The organism is Paracoccus aerius (assembly GCF_014656455.1).
Taxonomy (GTDB): Bacteria; Pseudomonadota; Alphaproteobacteria; order Rhodobacterales; family Rhodobacteraceae; genus Paracoccus; species Paracoccus aerius.
The window spans coordinates 1-18,254 of the sequence record NZ_BNCL01000034.1; the positions used below are offsets into that span (position 1 = coordinate 1).

Annotated in this window: 15 protein-coding genes; 5 read left to right on the forward strand and 10 right to left on the reverse strand. The window is 60.9% G+C overall.

The window, feature by feature from the left end; genetic code table 11:
• Together IE224_RS19080 and pcaF are read right to left on the reverse strand one after the other, a co-directional pair.
• A partial coding sequence (locus IE224_RS19080; RefSeq protein WP_191312882.1) for a DUF475 domain-containing protein occupies positions 1–365 on the reverse strand: 365 nt, incomplete at its 3' end.
• 170 nt (positions 366–535) lie between these two features.
• Positions 536–1,729, reverse strand: coding sequence for a 3-oxoadipyl-CoA thiolase (gene pcaF, locus IE224_RS19085; protein ID WP_191312884.1), 1,194 nt, complete (start codon positions 1,727–1,729; stop codon positions 536–538).
• A gap of 297 nt (positions 1,730–2,026) precedes the next feature.
• Between pcaF and IE224_RS19090 the strand changes: the two genes are divergently transcribed.
• The 4 genes from IE224_RS19090 to IE224_RS19105 all read left to right on the forward strand — a co-directional run bounded on the left by IE224_RS19090 (position 2,027) and on the right by IE224_RS19105 (position 7,608).
• The gene (locus IE224_RS19090; RefSeq protein ID WP_191312885.1) at positions 2,027–3,220 is read left to right on the forward strand and encodes a CaiB/BaiF CoA transferase family protein; all 1,194 of its coding nucleotides are present in this window, start codon (positions 2,027–2,029) and stop codon (positions 3,218–3,220) included.
• A 28-nt stretch (positions 3,221–3,248) separates the two neighbouring features.
• Complete coding sequence (locus IE224_RS19095; RefSeq protein WP_191312887.1) at positions 3,249–4,592, forward strand: MmgE/PrpD family protein; 1,344 nt, start codon at positions 3,249–3,251, stop codon at positions 4,590–4,592.
• A gap of 137 nt (positions 4,593–4,729) precedes the next feature.
• The gene (locus tag IE224_RS19100) at positions 4,730–5,527 is read left to right on the forward strand and encodes an enoyl-CoA hydratase/isomerase family protein (RefSeq protein WP_191312890.1); all 798 of its coding nucleotides are present in this window, start codon (positions 4,730–4,732) and stop codon (positions 5,525–5,527) included.
• 11 nt (positions 5,528–5,538) lie between these two features.
• Positions 5,539–7,608: an acetate--CoA ligase family protein gene (locus IE224_RS19105; protein ID WP_191312892.1), complete on the forward strand. Its 2,070-nt coding sequence runs from the start codon at positions 5,539–5,541 to the stop codon at positions 7,606–7,608.
• Between the two features lie 30 nt (positions 7,609–7,638).
• Here IE224_RS19105 and IE224_RS19110 read toward each other — a convergent pair whose 3' ends face one another.
• The 8 genes from IE224_RS19110 to IE224_RS19145 all read right to left on the reverse strand — a co-directional run bounded on the left by IE224_RS19110 (position 7,639) and on the right by IE224_RS19145 (position 16,435).
• Positions 7,639–8,562 carry a LysR substrate-binding domain-containing protein gene (locus tag IE224_RS19110; protein WP_191312894.1) on the reverse strand — a complete coding sequence of 308 codons (924 nt, stop codon included), beginning with the start codon at positions 8,560–8,562 and terminating at the stop codon, positions 7,639–7,641.
• Between the two features lie 83 nt (positions 8,563–8,645).
• Positions 8,646–9,035, reverse strand: a complete 390-nt coding sequence (locus IE224_RS19115; RefSeq protein WP_202380299.1) for an acyl-CoA thioesterase — start codon at positions 9,033–9,035, stop codon at positions 8,646–8,648.
• Position 9,036: 1 nt separating this feature from the next.
• Positions 9,037–9,975, reverse strand: coding sequence for an acyl-CoA thioesterase domain-containing protein (locus IE224_RS19120; RefSeq protein ID WP_191312898.1), 939 nt, complete (start codon positions 9,973–9,975; stop codon positions 9,037–9,039).
• A 7-nt stretch (positions 9,976–9,982) separates the two neighbouring features.
• On the reverse strand, positions 9,983–10,822 hold the full coding sequence (locus tag IE224_RS19125; RefSeq protein ID WP_191312901.1) for a universal stress protein: 840 nt from the start codon (positions 10,820–10,822) through the stop codon (positions 9,983–9,985).
• 44 nt (positions 10,823–10,866) lie between these two features.
• Positions 10,867–12,366, reverse strand: a complete 1,500-nt coding sequence (locus IE224_RS19130) for a tripartite tricarboxylate transporter permease (protein ID WP_191312903.1) — start codon at positions 12,364–12,366, stop codon at positions 10,867–10,869.
• A gap of 12 nt (positions 12,367–12,378) precedes the next feature.
• On the reverse strand, positions 12,379–12,882 hold the full coding sequence (locus tag IE224_RS19135; protein WP_191312905.1) for a tripartite tricarboxylate transporter TctB family protein: 504 nt from the start codon (positions 12,880–12,882) through the stop codon (positions 12,379–12,381).
• A 240-nt stretch (positions 12,883–13,122) separates the two neighbouring features.
• Positions 13,123–14,154 (reverse strand): Bug family tripartite tricarboxylate transporter substrate binding protein, encoded by a 1,032-nt coding sequence (locus tag IE224_RS19140; protein WP_191312907.1) that lies wholly within the window; start codon positions 14,152–14,154, stop codon positions 13,123–13,125.
• Between the two features lie 289 nt (positions 14,155–14,443).
• Positions 14,444–16,435 (reverse strand): 3-hydroxyacyl-CoA dehydrogenase NAD-binding domain-containing protein, encoded by a 1,992-nt coding sequence (locus IE224_RS19145; RefSeq protein ID WP_191312909.1) that lies wholly within the window; start codon positions 16,433–16,435, stop codon positions 14,444–14,446.
• Between the two features lie 351 nt (positions 16,436–16,786).
• On the opposite strand from IE224_RS19145, the gene IE224_RS19150 reads away from it, so the two are divergent.
• Positions 16,787–17,842: an AbrB family transcriptional regulator gene (locus IE224_RS19150; RefSeq protein ID WP_191312911.1), complete on the forward strand. Its 1,056-nt coding sequence runs from the start codon at positions 16,787–16,789 to the stop codon at positions 17,840–17,842.
• The last annotated feature ends 412 nt before the right edge of the window (positions 17,843–18,254 follow it).

Here is an 18,254-nt window from a genome sequence, read left to right on the forward strand (position 1 = left end):
ACTGCCTCCCATGGTCCGATCTTCGCGGCGACCACCACGATCAGCAGCGGGAAAACGATCCGCATGCCGAAGACGGCAATCAGGATGCCCCAGGTCAGGAAACGGCGCTGCCAGACGGGCGTCATCTCCTTCAGCTTGTTGGCATTGACGATCGCATTGTCGAAGGACAGCGAGATCTCCAAGACAGCTAGGACAGTGCAGATGAAGAAGATCGTCAGCATGCCACCGACTGTGCCGGTCATCTGCCAGCCAAGATAGGCGCCAAGCAGGAGACCCAGGGCTGTGACGATAAAGGCCCAGGTGAAATAGTGAAGGATCGGCCGCGCGCCTGCGCGCGTGCCCTCGGAAGACAGTCCGTTTTCCATGAAGAAGAGATCCAGGCGGCTGGTTCAGGATCAGTGCCGACATCGCGAATGTGCCGCCACATCCGCCAGAGGGGCCCGGTCACCCAGTCTGCATCTGCGGTTCGCAGATACAGACCGATTATGTCACTTCTGATGGCTGCTAAAGTACATTTCGGAGCTTTGACTAAATTCTATACCCGTTCCAGCGCCACGGCGATGCCCTGTCCCACGCCGATGCACATGGTCGATAATGACCGCTTGCCGCCGCAGCGGACCAGCTCCAACGCTGCCGTGCCGGTGATGCGTGCCCCTGACATGCCCAGAGGATGGCCAAGCGCAATGGCGCCGCCGTTCGGGTTCACGCGAGGGTCGTCATCGGCGATCCCCAGATCACGTAACGTCGCCAGACCTTGTGAGGCAAAGGCCTCGTTCAGTTCGATCACGTCGAAATCGGCTTGCCCCAGGCTAAGCTGCGCCATCAGCTTCTTCGAGGCAGGCGCCGGACCGAAGCCCATGATGCGCGGGGGAACACCGGCTGTGGCCCCGCCCAAAACACGGGCAATTGGGGTCAGCCCGTAACGCTTCGCTGCGGCTTCCGAGGCGATGATCAGTGCAGCCGCCCCGTCGTTGACGCCCGAGGCATTGCCCGCCGTGACCGACCCATTGGGAAACAAGGGCTTCAATTTAGCGAGGGCGTCAGCGGTCGTCGCACGAGGGTGTTCGTCCTGTGCCACAATCACAGGATCCCCCTTGCGCTGCGGTACGCTGACCGGGGTGATCTCGATGGCCAGACGGTCCCGCGCGGCAGCAGCCTTGGTCTGACTGGCCAATGCCATCGCGTCCTGCGCCTCGCGGCTGATACCGAAATCATCAGCCACGTTCTGCCCAGTCTGCGGCATGCTGTCGACGCCGTACTGCGCCTCCATGAGCGGATTGACGAAGCGCCAGCCGATGGTGGTGTCGTAGACGGCGTTGTTGCGGCTGAAGGCGGCTTCGGCCTTGGGCATCACGAAGGGCGCGCGCGACATGCTCTCGACCCCGCCCGCAATCATCAGCTCAGCCTCGCCTGCCTTGATGGCGCGGGCCGCGGTGATGATTGCGTCCATGCCCGATCCACAAAGCCGGTTGATGGTGGTGCCCGGTACCTCGACCGGCAAGCCCGCCAGCAAGGACGACATGCGCGCGACGTTGCGGTTGTCCTCGCCCGCCTGGTTGGCGCATCCGAAGATCACCTCGTCGACGGCCTGCCAGTCCACGCCACCGTTGCGCGCCATCAGCGCCCGCAAGGGCACCGCGCCCAGATCGTCGGCGCGCACTGAGGACAGCGCGCCGCCAAAGCGGCCGATGGGTGTGCGGATATAGTCGCAGATGAAAACGTCGCTCATAGGGTTCTCCAGGGTACCATCGTTCCCGATCGAATTCCGGGTTGAGTATCTCTAGCCTGAAGGAAGGTGATGCGGACCTGACGATAAGTTATCCAAAGCACAAGCAAATCGTCTCTGAAGCCTCAGACACTGGCCAGCAGAGAGTTGTGCGCAACGAAAGTGCGCGCGATGCCTGACCAATTGTCAGTTTAGCCGCGCCAACCCTCACGCAATGATGGTCGTGATAGGCGCGCGCGCCACCAAATCATTGTGGCGGCGGTTCCTTGTGCGAAACCGCCGTCGGACATGGGAGGCCACATGACCCGGGCGTTTGACGGACTTCGGATAATCGATACGACACATGTGTTGGCGGGCCCCTTTGCAGCCTACCAGATGGCTTTGCTGGGAGCAGAGGTCATCAAGGTCGAGTCCCCGACCGAGCCAGATCAAGCTCGCTCGCAAGGCTCGGACCGCGAGCTGAACAACAAGGAGATGGGTACGGCCTTTCTTGCCCAAGCGGCCAACAAGAAAGCCGTTGCCTTGGATCTGAAGACAGGAGCTGGACAAGATGCTCTCAGGCGTCTGGCCGCCACCGCCGACGTGTTTGTCGAGAACTATCGCCCTGGCGCTTTCGAGGCTCTTGGGCTGGGCTACGAGGACCTCCGAAAGATCAATCCTGGATTGATCTACTGCTCGATCTCGGCTTTCGGCTCGACCGGACCCCGCCGGGAACAGACCGGATACGACAACATCCTGCAAGCGTTCTCCGGCATGATGGCGATGACCGGTCATGGAGACGGTCTGCCCCTGAAAACCGGCGCCCCGGTGGTGGACTATGCGACGGGAACAACAGCTGCCTTTGCGATCAGCGCAGCCCTTTATCAGCGGGAACGCAGCGGTGGTGAGGGGCAGTTCATCGATGTCTCGATGCTCGACGTATCGCTGATCTTGTGCAGTTCGCACCTTGCGGGTTTTCAATGGAACAAGAGGCATCCCGAACAGAAGGGCAATCGATATCCCTTTGCCACTATCGGATGTTATCGCGCATCCGATGCGGACCTGATGATCTCTGCGTCGAACTTGCGGCAGCAGCGCAGGCTCTGGGCAGCACTTGGCCGCGAGGACATGATCAAGTCCGACAACAACCAGAGATTGGACGCCCATAGCGAGGAGGCCGCCACCCTTGCGTCGATCATCGAGGGGATGCCGGCCGCTTATTGGGAAGACTTCTTTCGCGCACGCGGCATTCCTGCGGTTCGCATCCGTCGGATGGAGGAAGCTCTTGCCGATCCGCAAATATCCGAACGGCCGCTTCTGCAGCGCATTGAAGCCCCGGGCAGCCTGGTCAATGGCTTGAGCCTTCCGACGGCCGCTTTTCGCATGTCGGCCGGCGACCCGATGCTGGACTTCCCGCCCCAGCCTGTTGGGGCACAGACCGAGGAGATTCTTGTAGAACTGGGTTATAGCCCAGAAGAGATCGCTGCACTCCGGGGAGCGGTATTCGCCGATTGAAACATCCTAGTCGGACTGGAGGGTCACGATGAACCCGCTTCTTGCCCTGGCTGAAGCAGCCTCCTCCTGGCAGCATTCACCCATCAGTGACGACGTCGATCGAGCCGTCCGTCGCGCACTTCTGGACTGGTTCGCGACCACCATTCCAGGCTGCGTTGAACCGCCGGCGATCCTTCTGGCAAGGGTTCTCGCGGATAGCAGCCAGGGGAATGCGATCTGTTACATCGACGGCCGTCGGGTGTCCGCCCGCCAGGCGGCACTTCTCAATGCTACGGCCAGTCACATCGTTGAATTCGACGATATCTTCAAGGACGGTGGCTATCATCCCGGCAGTCCCACGATTGCAGCAGCCCTTGCACTGGCTCAAGACCGGGGGGCATCGCGAGATCAATTACATCGAGCCATCATCGGCGGCTATGAGGTCGGGTGCCGGCTTTCGCTTGCCATTCAACCCAGCCATTATGCCTTCTGGCATACAACGGCGACGGTGGGCGTGGTGGGCGCGGCTGTTGCGGCGGCCCTGCTGCTTGATTGCGGGGCGGACCGTGTTGCGCACGCGATTGCACTCGCCACGAGCTTTGCCGGAGGCCATCAGGAAAACCTGCAAGGCGCAGGCATGGCAAAGGCGCTTCATGCAGGCCATGCGGCAGAAGCGGGTCTTCTTGCAGGGCTGGCGGCGGCAGGCGGCGTAACCGGTTCCCTCGACAGCCTGCACGCACCGGCGGGATTTGCCGCTGCAACAAGCGCTTCAACGGGAAACTGGCAGGCTGCCCTTGAGGGGATAGGCGAGTGGACACCTATTACTGGCATGACCGTCAAGAACCACGGATGTTGCGGGCACATCTTTCCGGCACTTGATGGGCTTCGACTGTTGAGGCAGCGGGAAAGCATCTCGCCGGACCAGATCGCCACAATAACGATCGAAGGCTATACCGCGACCAAGCGCATGTGTGACCGCCCCGTGGTTGGCACCGCGCAAGAGGCGCGCTTCAGTGCCCAGTATTGCCTGGCCGCAGACATGATCCTGGGCGGGGTGAGGCTTGGAGCCTTTACGCCAGAAGCGATAGCACATCCCCAGATACGCGCCTTGATGCCCCGGATTGCCGTCGTTGAAGACGAGCAGCTTGCAGTTGCTTATCCGCGTCGGCGCATGGCGCGTCTTTTGGTATCCCTCAAGGATGGCCGGGATTTTGTTCATCTGCAGCAAACCCGCAAGGGTGATCCCGAAGATCCGCTGACAGATCATGAATTGATTGCCAAGTATGATGAACTGACCTCTGGGCTCCTCATTCCCGAGGCCGCTGCCATGCTTTGCGATCAACTGCTGTGCGGTAAGACCCTACCCGGGGAACTCCGCCTGCATCGACCCTGACAATTGGTTGGCCATAGCAGGCTGTATGATCGGTTGAGAAGACGCACCGCCATCAGCCATCTTTTCACCATGGGGAGGAGGAACGCGGTTCGGCTTCGGCCGCACCATTCCCCGACAAGACAAGGGAACAGCATGTCATGACTATCCATCAAAAATTCGAATACATCGGGATTTCTGAAAACAAGGGCGTCGTGACAATCACGATGAACAGGCCAGAGGTTCGGAACGCGATCAACGATCAAATGCGTGCCGAACTGATTTCGGCGTTCGACGCCGCGGGTGCGGACTTGGCGGTACGCGCCGTGATCCTGACGGGTGCTGGAAAAGGTTTTTGTTCTGGGGGGGACGTTGGCGGAATGCGCGCCCGGCTTGATGCCCCGGCAGGCGAGGTAGCCTTCAACGGCTGGAAGCGCCAAGGCAGGACGCATCGCGGGGTCGCCGCGATCCATGGTCTTGGCAAACCGGTGATTGCAGCCATGAACGGCGCGGCCTTTGGTCTTGGGCTCGACATGGCGCTGTCTTGCGACTTCATCATCGCCGCACGAGGCGCGAAAATGGCGATGAGCTTCATCAAGCGCGGCCTCGTCTCGGATGGTGGCGGTATGTACTTCCTTCCACGGCGGGTCGGCCTGGCAAAGGCAAAGGAACTGATCCTGACGGGCCGCACGGTCGAGGCCGAGGAAGCACTTGCCATGGGCATGGTTGACCGGATTGCAGAGCCGGATTCCCTTATCGCCGAGGCGCAGACCTGGGCTGAGGAACTAAGCCAAGGCTCACCGGCCGCCATCGCCCTTACCAAGGCAATCCTCGACAAGACGTTCGAGAGTACGGACGAGCAGGTCTTTGCCTTGGGCCGTGAGGCGCAGGCGATCTGCTATACCACTGCAGAGCATCGCCAGTCGGTCGAAGACTTCCTTAACAAGACCAGCAAGTGAGGGCCGGGAACATGAGTCTCTCTGACATCTTCTTCAACCCGGCAAGCGTCGCGGTTGTCGGCGCATCAAACGATCCGGCAAAGCTGACCGGCCGTCCCATCGCCTATCTCCAGGCACATGGATATGCCGGGAAAATCTATCCGATCAATCCCCGCGCCGAAGCGATTGGCGACCTGAAATGCTATCCTGATGCAAAATCTCTGCCTGAGACCCCTGACCTGGGACTTGTGCTTGTTGGCGCAATCCGGGTGATCGAGGCCGTGCGCGACTTGGCTGCCGCTGGCTGCAAGGGCGCAATCGTATTGGCAAGCGGCTTTGGCGAGGCGGGGGAGGAAGGCCATGCTCGGCAGGCGGCGTTGCGCGACGCTGCCGCTGGGATGCCGATCCTTGGTCCAAACACCATCGGCCTTGTCAACCTCACGGACAATATCGTCCTTACCCCATCGGGGGCGATGGCGATGGACGAGTTCCCAAAGGGCAGTATCGCGCTTGTTTCACAAAGCGGCGGTATTCTTGGATCGCTTCTTTCGCGGGCCGTTGGCCGGGGCATTGGATTTTCGAAGCTTGTCGCCACAGGCAACGAGGCGGATCTGGAAGCCTCGGACTTTCTGGACGCACTGGCCGACGACACGTCGACCGAAGTTGTGGCGCTTTACCTTGAGACAATCCGGAACGTCACCAAGTTCCGCCAGGCGGCGCAACGTGTTCTGGCCTCGGGCAAGCGCATCGTTGCCTACAAGGTGGGGCGCTCTGAATCCGGGGCAAGATCTGCAGTGTCCCACACCGGTGCGCTTGCTGGCGCCGACGAGGTTTATGATGCGCTGTTTGCGCAGCTTGGCATTATCCGCGCGCAGACCTTTGCCGACCTGCTCGACATCCCGGCCGCGCTGGCTTCCGGCCGCAGGATGGCTGGCAACCGGGTTGCCATCGTGACCTCGACCGGCGGGGCAGCAACCATTGTCGCCGACAATGTCGGCTTGGCCGGGCTTGAGATGCCTGCCCCCGACGCAGAGACAGCCGCGGCCTTGCTTGCCCTTGACCTTAAGGAGGCGGTTCTTGACCGCAATCCGATCGATGTCACGCTTGCGGGTCTTCGGCCCGACCTTTTCCGGTCGATCCTGAGCATCCTGTCGAAAAGCCCGTCCTATGACGCCATCGTCGTTGTGCTCGGATCCTCCTCGATCGCGCAACCTGATGTCGTGGCAAGGCCGCTGCTGGACTCCCTTAAGGGAACCAGCAAGCCCCTGCTTGCCTATGTGAGCGCCGAGGCCCCGGAAATTGTGAAACACCTGAACAAAAGCGGGATCCCTGCCTATGCCGCGCCGGAAAGCTGCGCTTCGGCGCTGAGGGCGCTGCAACCGACGGCACGGGTAAACGGCACCTCTGTCATGCGTGCTGCGGCGTCAGTCGACATAAGCGACCTGGCCAGCGGCTCGCTGAACGAGGCCGAAAGCAAGGCCCTTTATGCTCGCTTTGGTCTGCCTGTCACCAAGGAAGCCACAGCCTCCACCCCCCAGGAGGCGGCAAGGATCGCCACCTCCTTTGACGGGCCCGTTGTCATCAAGATCCTCTCGAACGAGATCCTGCACAAATCCGAAGTGGGAGGCGTTGCCATTGGGGTTTCCCCCGAGGATGTGGAGGCCTGTTGTGCCGATATGCTGACCCGTGTGCAAGCAATCTCGTCGGCGAAGATCGACGGGTTTCTGGTGCAGGAGCTGGTCCAGGGAGGTGTGGAGTTGATCCTTGGCTACAACCGCGATCCGCAGCTCGGTTCCTATATCCTGCTCGGCGCAGGGGGGGTCACGACCGAACTGTACCAGGATGTCGCGCTGCGCTTGTTGCCGCTGGATCGGACGGAGGCAAAGGACATGATCGACAGCCTCAAGTGCTCTGCCTTGCTCAACGGTTTCCGGGGCAAGCCCCTGGCAGACACCGATGCCTTGGCCGATGCAATCCTGTCGTTTGCAGACATGGTCGAGGCCCTGGACGGGCGCCTTCAGGAGGCTGAAATAAACCCGGTCTTTGTTCTGCCCGAGGGACAGGGTGTTCGCGCGGGCGACGGCCTGGTCGTCCTCAGCTAGCGAAGGCCATGGCAGACGCCGTTCCGGGGATTAACGGTTGTCTGCCATGATGGACGTTGCGGGAGCAGGCCCTTCACAGGCGATCTGCTCCCGCATCCACGTCAGGAACTTCATCAAGGGCACCGACACCTTCGTGTTCGTCGGCCAGGTGAGGAAATAGCCTTCCCCTGTCCTGCAGGTCGTGTCAAAGGGCGCGACCATGCTGCCGACTTGAAGTTGCCTTTGAACGAAGACCTTGACGCCGATCGCAACGCCAATATCGAGCGAGGCTGCCTCGTAAGCGAGTGCCGAATTTTCAAAACGGAGCCCAGGTCCAGGGTCAACCTTTGCACCGGACGCGGCAATCCAAGCCGCCCAGTCATTGGGTCTCGCCATGGAATGAAGCAACCGAACTTTGGAGAGATCGTCGAGTCGATCGAGCTTGGCCGAGGCTATGAGTCCTGGCGAGCAGACCGGAATGAGATCGATATCGACCAGCCGCTCGGAATGAAGCCCGGGCCAGGCCCCGTCCCCCGACCGGATTGCCGCGTCGAGGTTTTGCGTGTCGAAGTCGACGGGTTCGGTGGAAGATGACAGCCGAACCTCTATCCGCGGATGCGCGTCGTGAAACTGCCCCAGGCGAGGTATCAACCAACGCTGCGAAAACGTCGTGTAGGACTGGATCGACAAAAGATCCCGCCGTCCCCGCCGGGACACGCGACGCGTGGCATTGCCCAGTTGCTGAAAGGGGATTGCTATCCCCTCAAAAAGCTCTCGCCCCTCGCGTGTCAACTCGATACCCCTGTGCAGTCGTCGAAACAGGGCGACACCGAGATAATCCTCGAGCACTTTCACCTGTCGGCTTACCGCCACCTGCGACACATTCATTTCCTCGGCAGCCAGCGTCAGGCTGCCAAGTCGCGCCGCAGTCTCAAAGGCCTTGAGCGGATTAAGAGGAGGCAGGGCGTTCAACATTCCGGCATACTACCTTCTGCCTGCCGTTTCGCAAGAAGTCAGAAATCGCACCTGTCTCGCCTGGAGAAGATCTGGTCTGGCCGTCAATCCGGTTGTTCGGGAATAGGCCGCGGCTTTCTGTCAGAGTCGATGGCCACGAAGGTGAAGATTGCCTCTGTCACTTTGAACTGGGAATCCTCTTCGCGACTGCGCCGCCACGCTTCGACAAGAATGCCCATCGACGTTCGGCCGACACGAACGATGCTTGCATAAAGGCTGACCTCGTCACCGACGGACACGGGCCGATGAAAGACCATGCCATCCACGGCAATGGTGGCGCAGCGCCCTCTGGCGCGTCTGGCGGCGGCATTGCCGGCGGCCAGATCCATCTGGGCCATCAGCCATCCCCCGAAAATGTCGCCCGAGGGATTGGTATCGGCGGGCATCGCAATCGTGCGAATTACGGGTGTGCCGACGGGATGTTCATCTTCCATGTCATGTCCGGCCTGCTGCATGGGTTGAGATCGTGTCGCTGACAAGCACGCTATCCGATGTTCGAACCTGCGTCTGTATCGTTGCGAAACTGCGCCCCCGATGCAGGACATCGGAGCGAGCTGAAAGCCGGTCACCGCGGCCCGGACCCGTGTATGAACATGACAGGCTGGACAGGACCGGGTGATCACCGGCAGCAGCCTGTGCCGTCTGGGCCGCAATCGACAGCAGCAGTCCACCCTGAACATGTCCCACGCGATTGCTCAGGGTCGGCGTGATCGCGATCTCGCACAAGGAGCCGCTTTCATTTGCCCGAGGTGCCAGACCCAAGAACCTGTCCAGGAACCCTCTATCGTTGTTCGTGCAGGCCAATGCGCGCTCGCAATCGGCTAGGAGTGCCTGCGCATCAGCGTCAAGCTCCGTTGCTTTCAGACCAGAAGCGCCGTGGCTTTTCATCTGCTCCCATGGATAGGCGTCAAGCCGCGTCTTGGAGGGGGGTGGAAGGGCGACAAAGCTGGCACGGGCATGGCAGACAGCCTTGCCACCACAGGTCACAACACCATGAGAAAACAATTGGCGCAACGCCGTGCCGGTGCTGAAACCATCGAACGCGGCTGAAAGGATAAGGTCCCCTTCAAGGGCCACGCCCGTCAGTTGCAGGTGCAGCTGGATCGTCGCCAGCCGCCATCCCCGCCCGACTGCCAGGCGACATGCGTTTGCAAGACCGATATCAACCATGCCGCAGAGGGCGCTCATGCTCACCCGCCCCGCCGCATCCGTGCAATGCGGCCCGACGGGCATAGTCACGACCAGGGAATCAGCCTGAATGTCAGACCATTGCAAGGCCAGCAGATGTCCAAGGAAGCTGAAGCTCGATCCCTGCTTCTCGCAAAGTGCGGCAAGCACGTGCTGCCGAACGGCGCCTTTTTCAGAAGCGTCCACGCTAGACCTAATGTGCAATGAACAAGGGCAGCGTCATGCGCTCGAGCATATGGCGGGTGACGCCTCCCAGCATCATCTCGCGCAGTCGGGAATGACCGTAGCCCCCCATAACCACAAGGTCTGCCCCTTCCTCTGCCGCTTGCCGCCTGATGAGATCAGCGATTGTTGTGCCGACTGACGTCACCATTTTTGGCTTTGCCGAGACACCATGCCGCTTTAGGTGATCGGCCATGGCCCTCCCGAGCTGCGGTAGCTGCCGATCGTCGCCTTTGTCAGTGGCGGCGCTCACGAGGATCACCTCCTCCGCCCCTTGGAGCAGCGGCATTGCATCATGGATGGCCCGCGAGGCCTCCCGGGTTCCGTTCCATGCAGCGAGGACGCGACGTGGTGGCAAGGCTTGGGTGCCGGCTTGTGGAAGAACAAGGGCCGGTCTACCCGTATCCATGAAGGAAACCTCGACAAGCACCGCGTCGTCCGTGCCCCCGCTGTCCCGGTCCGGTTCGCCGACAATCGCCAGATCAGCGGTTCGCGCAAGATGCGCGAAAAGGACAGGAAGTCGGTCCAGCGGACCGATCTCCATAACTGCATCCACCGAAACTTCTGCTCCAACCATCCTCCGCACATGGCTCAGGACTGTGTCTGCCTCGGCCTCGGCCTGCCTCCGGTACTCACGGACCAACTCGTCGGGCAGATGTAGCCGGCTGACTCTTCGAACAAACGGTTCTGCCGCCAGGTACACCGCGGTCAGATGTGCCCCGAGATGCCGAGAGAGCTTCACCGCCGCTTCCAACCTCCGCTCCGAAGCGGCTGTCTGGTCAACCTGAACGACCATGTCCTTGATTGTCATTATGTTCTCCAGCTTCTTGTCGATCGCGATTGAGAAGCCTTGGCTTACTCGCTGAATGCTTCTTCTCGCTTTGCGCGAATGCTTGGCAGAACAATCACCGCCAGCATGATTACGGCTACAAGCAGCATCACAAGGCTAATAGGGTGAGTGACAAAGACTGTCGGATCACCCCGGCTGAGAAGCATTGCTCGCCGAAGGTTTTCCTCGAGCATCGGCCCGAGGATGAAGCCTAGCAGCAGAGGGGCCGGCTCGAAGTCGAGCTTGATCAACCCGTAGCCAATGAGGCCGAAGGTCGCCATGATGAAGACGTCGAAGGTGCTGTTGTTCACGCTATAGGCGCCGATGCAGCAAAAGGCGATAATTGCCGGAAACAGCAGGTGGTAGGGAATGGTGAGCATCCGCACCCACAGACCGATCAAGGGCAGGTTGAGGAGAACCAGCATCAGGTTGCCGATCCACATTGACACGATCATGCCCCAGAACAAGGTTGGCTCGTCGGTGATGACGTTTGGGCCAGGAGTGATGCCTTGAATGATCATCGCACCAATCATGAGCGCCATGACAGAATTGGACGGGATGCCAAGCGTCAGCATCGGGATGAACGACGTCTGAGCACCGGCATTGTTTGCTGCTTCGGGCGCAGCAACGCCCTCGATCGCCCCTTGGCCGAACTCTGCCTTGTTGGGCGAGCTTTTCTTCTCAAGCGCATACGCCGCGAAAGATGAAAGCATGGCGCCGCCGCCTGGCAGGATCCCGAGCACCGAACCGATCGTGGTGCCGCGCAGAACGGGTCCGATAATCCGCTTGAATTCCTCTTTGCTGAGCATGAGGCCGCTGACACGTTTGACCATGACGCTTCGGGTTTGTTCGTGCTCAAGATTGCGGAGGATCTCGCCGAGACCGAACACCCCCATGCTGAGTGCAACGAAATTCATCCCATCCATCAGTTCCGGGGTATCGAATGTAAAGCGCTGTGCGCCGCTTTCGATGTCGGTGCCCACCAGCCCGAGCAGTAGCCCAAGGACGATCATGATGAAGGCCTTGAGAAGCGAGCCGCTGGCAAGGGCTACAGAAGCGACTAGGCCCAGCACCATGAGTGAAAAGTATTCGGTCGGCCCAAACTTGAGAGCAACGGCCGCCAAGGGTGGTGCAGCAAGGGCAAGCAGGATGGTCGCAACTGTTCCGGCAAAGAATGAACCAAGGGCGGCCGTTGCCAATGCAGCGCCCGCGCGTCCCTTCTTCGCCATCTGGTAGCCGTCGATTGCCGTGACTACACTGGAGCTTTCGCCCGGCAAGTTGATCAGGATGGCAGTCGTCGAACCACCGTACTGCGCGCCATAATAGATACCGGCCAACATGATCAGTGCGGAAACCGGGTCCAGTCCGAAGGTAAGCGGTAGCAGCATCGCAATCGTTGCAACAGGCCCAAGGCCAGGCAAGACGCCAATGGCCGTACCCAGCAAAACGCCGATGAAGCAGTAAAGGAGGTTGAAGGGGCTGAGCGCCGTGGAAACCCCAAGCGCGAGATCGCTGAACAATTCCATGCCTTGGCTTCCTTATTGGAGGGAAGATGATGCTGCAGGCCACCAGAACTCGGTGCTTAGCCAAGGGCCGACGAGCGGCATCGGCATTCCGAGTGCTTTGATGAAGAGCAGCGAGCAAAAGGCGGCAAGACCGATGGCAAGCGGGAGCCCTGTTCGGACACGCGCGTATCGGCTGGCCGCAGCGGCAGCCAGGACGACAGCAAACAGGGCTGGCGCCAATCCGAGGCCCTCCATCGCAAGGCCGAAGAAGATAACGGCGCCAACAACCAGAAGAACACCGCGCCAGGCGATGTGGCCAAAGCTTCCTTCACTGGAGGATCGCCGAAGGGCGGCAATCGCCAGAGCACCGCCAAGGGCGATCAGGATGACACTCAGGATGATGGGAAAGTACCCGGGGCCCATCTTGCCGGATGATCCAAAAGGAAGCGCGCGCGCGGATAATAGAAAGCCTGCTCCCAACGCCATGACGACAACTCCGCCGACCAGGTCTCGAGATTTCTCGATAGGGTCCTGCATTTTCTTCCTCCCAGTTTGCTTCGAAGATGCGCTCCAGTCAGGGGGCGCCCATGCAGCAATTCTTGTTTTGGTCTAATGACCCAGACATCAGGGTAATCTTGCCCTGCCGCTCTCCATCCCAGAGCGTTCTAGACCTCTCCCGACAGGCACTTGACTTGAGATGCGGGAGCTTCGTTCAACGGAATAGTTGTGCCGGAGCCACGCACCCGGCTCCGCAACGGAGCCGGGACAGCTTATGGCTTACTCGACAGACAGGCCTTGGGCCTTGGCGACTTCGCTCCAACGATCTTCCTGGATCTTGACGAAGGCGGCGAGATCTTCCGGTGTCCCGGGCTCGAAGATCAAGCCTTCGCTCTTTTCGAACTTCTTGAGGGCCTCAGACCCTATGGCCTTCTGGACCGACGCATTGAGCACGCCGATAACTTCCTGCGGCGTACCAGCTGGGGCATAGAGCCCGTACCAGGCGTCAGAGACGTATCCCGGCACACCGGCTTCGGCAATCGTCGGAAGGTCGGGAAATGCCGCCGAACGCTCGGCCGAGGTGACGGCAAGCGGGCGCAGCGCACCACTGGAGATTTGGCCGGCAACACTTGCCACGCTGGTAAAGACCATTTGGATCTGACCGCCAAGCAGGTCGGTCAGGGCCGGAGCCGCACCCTTGTAGGAGACATGCGTGATGTCGGTGCCAGCCAGGTGATTGAAGAGCTCAGCCGACAGGTGGGCGGATGTCCCGTTTCCGAAAGACCCATAGTTGAGTTCGCCCGGATGTTCCTTGGCGTAAGTGATCAGTTCCTCGACAGTCTTGAAGGGCGAGTCTTGATTGACGACGAGGATATTGTACGACTTGGCAACGAGCGCGATCGGGGCGAAAGCTGTCGCAGTATCGTACTGGATGTTGGGGTTCAGGCTGGGATTCACCGCATGGGCGAAGCTTGCCATCAGCAGCGTGTATCCGTCCGGATCAGCTTCAGCCACAATCTTTGATCCGATCATGGTGCTCGCACCGGGACGGTTGTCCACAATCACCGACTGGCCAAGACCTTTTGTCATTTCTTCGGCCAGGACGCGGGCAATGGTATCAGTCCCCCCGCCGGGCGCAAATGGTACTACGATCTCGATGACCTTTTCAGGGTATTCGCTAAGAGCGGCAGACGGGGCCGCGGTGATCGACGCGACGGCCATAATCGCAGCAAGTGTAGGTACTCGCGCGCCGAGCTTGCCTTTCGTGGATACCGCGCCAGTCAACGCGAAAATTCTGTTGGATATCTTCATGGTTCCCTCCTCTGTCGCGGGCTTGCGACGAACTGGCATTGCAATGGCACTAAGTTGCGCCTCGTTTTCCTCTTAGAGGCAGAGATTGCCGCCTGCGGGCCTCAAGACAGGGCACTTGGCCTGTCGACCCGAGGCTTTCTTTCTCTCGTCATCCTGCTTCTGCTGACTGAAATCGCCATCAGGCAGTACTGCAAAATGTGACATTGCCTCTCTTCACTCCCGGCCTTCATGTTAGGCTCTGAGGCTTGTGGCACCACTATCAATGGATGCCTGCTTGCCTAACGATAGGTTATTCGAGAACGGCCGAAGCGAGGCCTTCAGGTGTCTTGCCGTGTGAAGCCAAGGCGGCTGCGCGCATGAACATTGGCCCTCCCTTATGGCGTGGAAAACCGTACCCCGTTACCATCACCACATCGATGTCATCGGCGGTTTCGGCGATGCCTTCATCCAAGATCGCCTGTCCTTCTGCCTGCATGATGGACAAGATACGGTCCATGATCTGGGATGAGGTAAAGTCCCGGCGGACATGGCCAGCCTTCGCGCGCTCTTCCTCGATGATGCGCGTCACCTCGGGATCGATCTGCGGCTTGCCATCGGCATAGTCATACCATCCCTTGCCGGTCTTGCGGCCAAGGCGACCTGCTTCGCACAGACGGTCGGCGATACGGGCATAGCGTTCGTTAGCTGGGCGCAGGGCTGCGCGGGCCTTGCGCTGCGCCCAGGCAATGTCCAGGCCGCTCATGTCCCCGACCTTGTAGATGCCCATGGCGAAACCAAAACCCTCCATCGCCGCATCGATCTGATGGGGCAGCGCGCCTTCTTCCAGCATGAATTCGCAATCGCGACGGTAGGCATTCATGATCCGGTTGCCGATAAAGCCATCGCAAACGCCGGACACCACGGCGGTCTTCTTCAGATGCCGCGCCAAAGCTCCGGCCGTGGCCATCGCGCGGGCCGAGGTTGTGCGCCCCCGCACCACTTCCAAAAGCTTCATCACATGGGCAGGCGAGAAAAAGTGCAGCCCCAGGACGCGGCCCGGATCGGCGGTCGCCTCGGCTAGGGCATCCACGTCCAGATACGAGGTGTTGGTCGCGAGGATCGCATCTGCCGGCATCACCGCGTCCAGTCGTGCGAAAACCTCACGCTTGACGGCCATGTCCTCGAACACCGCTTCGATGACCAGAGGACAGTCCGCCAGAACGGCATAATTGTCCCCTGCCCCAAGCCTGTACAATGCGTCCTGCCGTTCCGTATCCGAGATGACGCCACGCTTGGCACTTTCGGCCAGCATATCGGCTACGCGCTCCTGCGCCGTGGCAGCGGCTGCCCCGTCACGTTCTATAAGCCGCACCTGGGAACCGGCCAGCAGTAGTGCCACTGCGATGCCTGCCCCCATCGTGCCGCCGCCGATCACACCGACACGAAGCAGATCGGCCGGCGTGGCGTCTGCGGTGCGAAGACTGCCGCCTGCATTGCGTTCGGCGAAGAAGATGTGGCGCAGTGCCTTGGCCTCGTCGCTGACCGACAATCGCAGGAAGCGCTCCCGTTCGGCGGCCAGCGCCTGATCGGCCGGCAGTCGGACTGCATCCCGCAGAGCGGCGAGCGCCTCAAAGGGTGCGGCGGCGCCGCGGCTTTTCCGGGATAGCGCCTGTTCTTCGGCCTGCCAGTCGACAGCCTCGGCACTACGCAGGGGCCTGTCCAACAGCGGCGTACCGGGGGCAAGAGAGCGAACCATCGCCTCCGCCGCCTCAACAAGCTCGCCCTGAGCCACGGCGTCGATCAACCCGGCCTCTTGGGCCTGCTCGGCCCCGATCGGCTTGCCACCGGTGATCATCGCAATGGCCAGCTCCATTGTCACCAGACGTGGCAGGCGCACCGTGCCGCCCGATCCGGGCAGGATGCCCAGAGTTACCTCAGGCAGACCCATCTTGCCGGCAGGATCGGCGATGCGACCATGGCAGGCCATTGCCAGTTCCAGCCCGCCCCCCAGCGTTGTCCCTTTCAGCGCCGCGACCCAAGGCACGGGCGATCCCGCGATCGCCGCCAGAACGTCCGGCAGATAGGGCTGTAGCGGATTGCCCAGTTCGCGAATGTCGGCGCCCGATACGAAGGTACGCCCCGCGCAGGACAGAACCACACCAACGATGTCGTCGTTGCCCGCCACCTGGGCCGCAGCGTCGGCCATGCCCGCGCGAACCGACTGGTTGAGCGCGTTGACAGGGGGATTGTCGATGACGACATGGGCGATCTGGTCGCGGATGGTCAGCATGACAGGTTGCATAGTTCCTCCGGCGGGTGTGTCAGGCGGGGCGCGCGGGCAAGGACAGGACGGGCTGCCTCACAGACCACGGCGTCAGGCCTGCGTGCGGCCGGCCGCGCGGGTTGTCCCCCGCTCCTCCTGCAGTGCGATGGTTCCGCCGGGTATAGGCAACCGACCTGGGGCTGTAACATAACCATTGGTCAGGCAATGCCTTCCCTAAAGGCACTTGATCCCGCCCCTCAGGCGACTCAACCTGCCCCCAAGGGAGAGGCTTATGACAGACCGTTATGCAGCTTGAAATTCGCCTCGAAATCTTTGACCGGACATTGGCGTATTTCTTTCCTCCCCTTACGCCACAAGGCTGCGTGACCCATGCGCACTGACCACCCGACGATCCTGCCTGTGATCTACCTTGCCGCAGCCTGCGGCGGATGGGCATTGACATCCATCGGCGCTCCGCTGCCCTGGATGATCGGGCCACTCATCGTAACGGCTGCCATCTATATCAGCGGGCTGACCACCTACGTGATCCCCGTCAAGACGCGGCCGGCGGGTCAGATCATCGTGGCAGCGCAAGTCGGACTGTTCTTCTCGCCGGCCGCCTTCGGCAAGCTGGTCGAGCTTTCCCCCCTGCTGATCGGAATGGCTGTGGCCATCGCGGCTTGCGCCTGTCTGACCTCCCTCGTGCTCGCCCGCATCTCGGGGATGAGCATAGTGCCCGCCCTGCTATCGACCATCCCCACCAGCCCCGTTGAAGCGGCCGTGATTGCCGAGCGGCTGAACCTCTTGCCCGGGCCGATCATCTTCGCGCAAACGCTGCGCATTGCCTCGATCGTGGTGCTGGTGCCAATCGCCATCTACGCGATCGAAGGCTGGCCCGATCGAAGCGCCGCCATGCTGTCAGGCGAAGTTGAGCCTCTGCGGATTATGACGCTGTTCGCGGCCGCCATGGGGGTGGCCCTGCTGTTCCGGGCATTGCGGATTTCGAACCCGTTCTTCCTGGGGGCGCTTGCAGCATCGGCCGGCATGACAGCGATGGGCGTGACCCCGGCCCCCTTCCCTGCCCTCATCCTGTCGATGGCGCAGGTTCTGCTGGGCACCTGGCTCGGATCGACCTTCCGGCGGTCGCTGTTCGTCTCGGCAGGCCGGATGGTCGGATCGATCGCGGTCTCGACGCTCCTGTTCTTGGCACTGAGTTCCGCCTGCGGGCTGATCGCGGCTGCCTTCGCGGGGATGCTCTGGCAAGACCTTGTGCTTGGCGCCGCACCCGGCGGTGTTACTGAAATGGCCCTGACGGCCAAGTTCATGGATCTCGACGTGGCGCTGATCACGGCTTTTCACATTGTCCGCATCTTCCTGATCGTGCCGTTTGTCCCGACACTTGGTGGATGGATGCGCCGTCTGGAGCAGCGGCGCCTTAGGAGCTGAGCAAAAGAGCGAAAAAAGAGAAGCGGTTGACCCTCTCGAAAGCGGGCCGGCTTACTCTGGGAACGCGGTTTGCAAGGCCGTCAGTGGTGTACACCTCTCAACACTTGCGACCACTTTGCAGACGAAGTTCGTTTCACTCACGAGGGGCTGCCCCATATGTTGCCTGCCTGAATGGTCTCTGATGGGCTCAAACTCCTGTTTGCCCCCTTCTCTGCCCCACCCTCGTCAACTTGCTGAGTGCCGCTCCAGCACCTAACGGGTTTTATGGAATGCCCGGAGAAGAACTCGCGGCGTTCGGAGGAGCGGGGGACCGATGACTTCATCGAAGTTGACCTGCCCCCCGGAAGTTCCCTCGCTGTGATGTAGAGTCTGCGCAACCTGAAGGAGCAGACGAGATGAGGAAAAGCCGTTT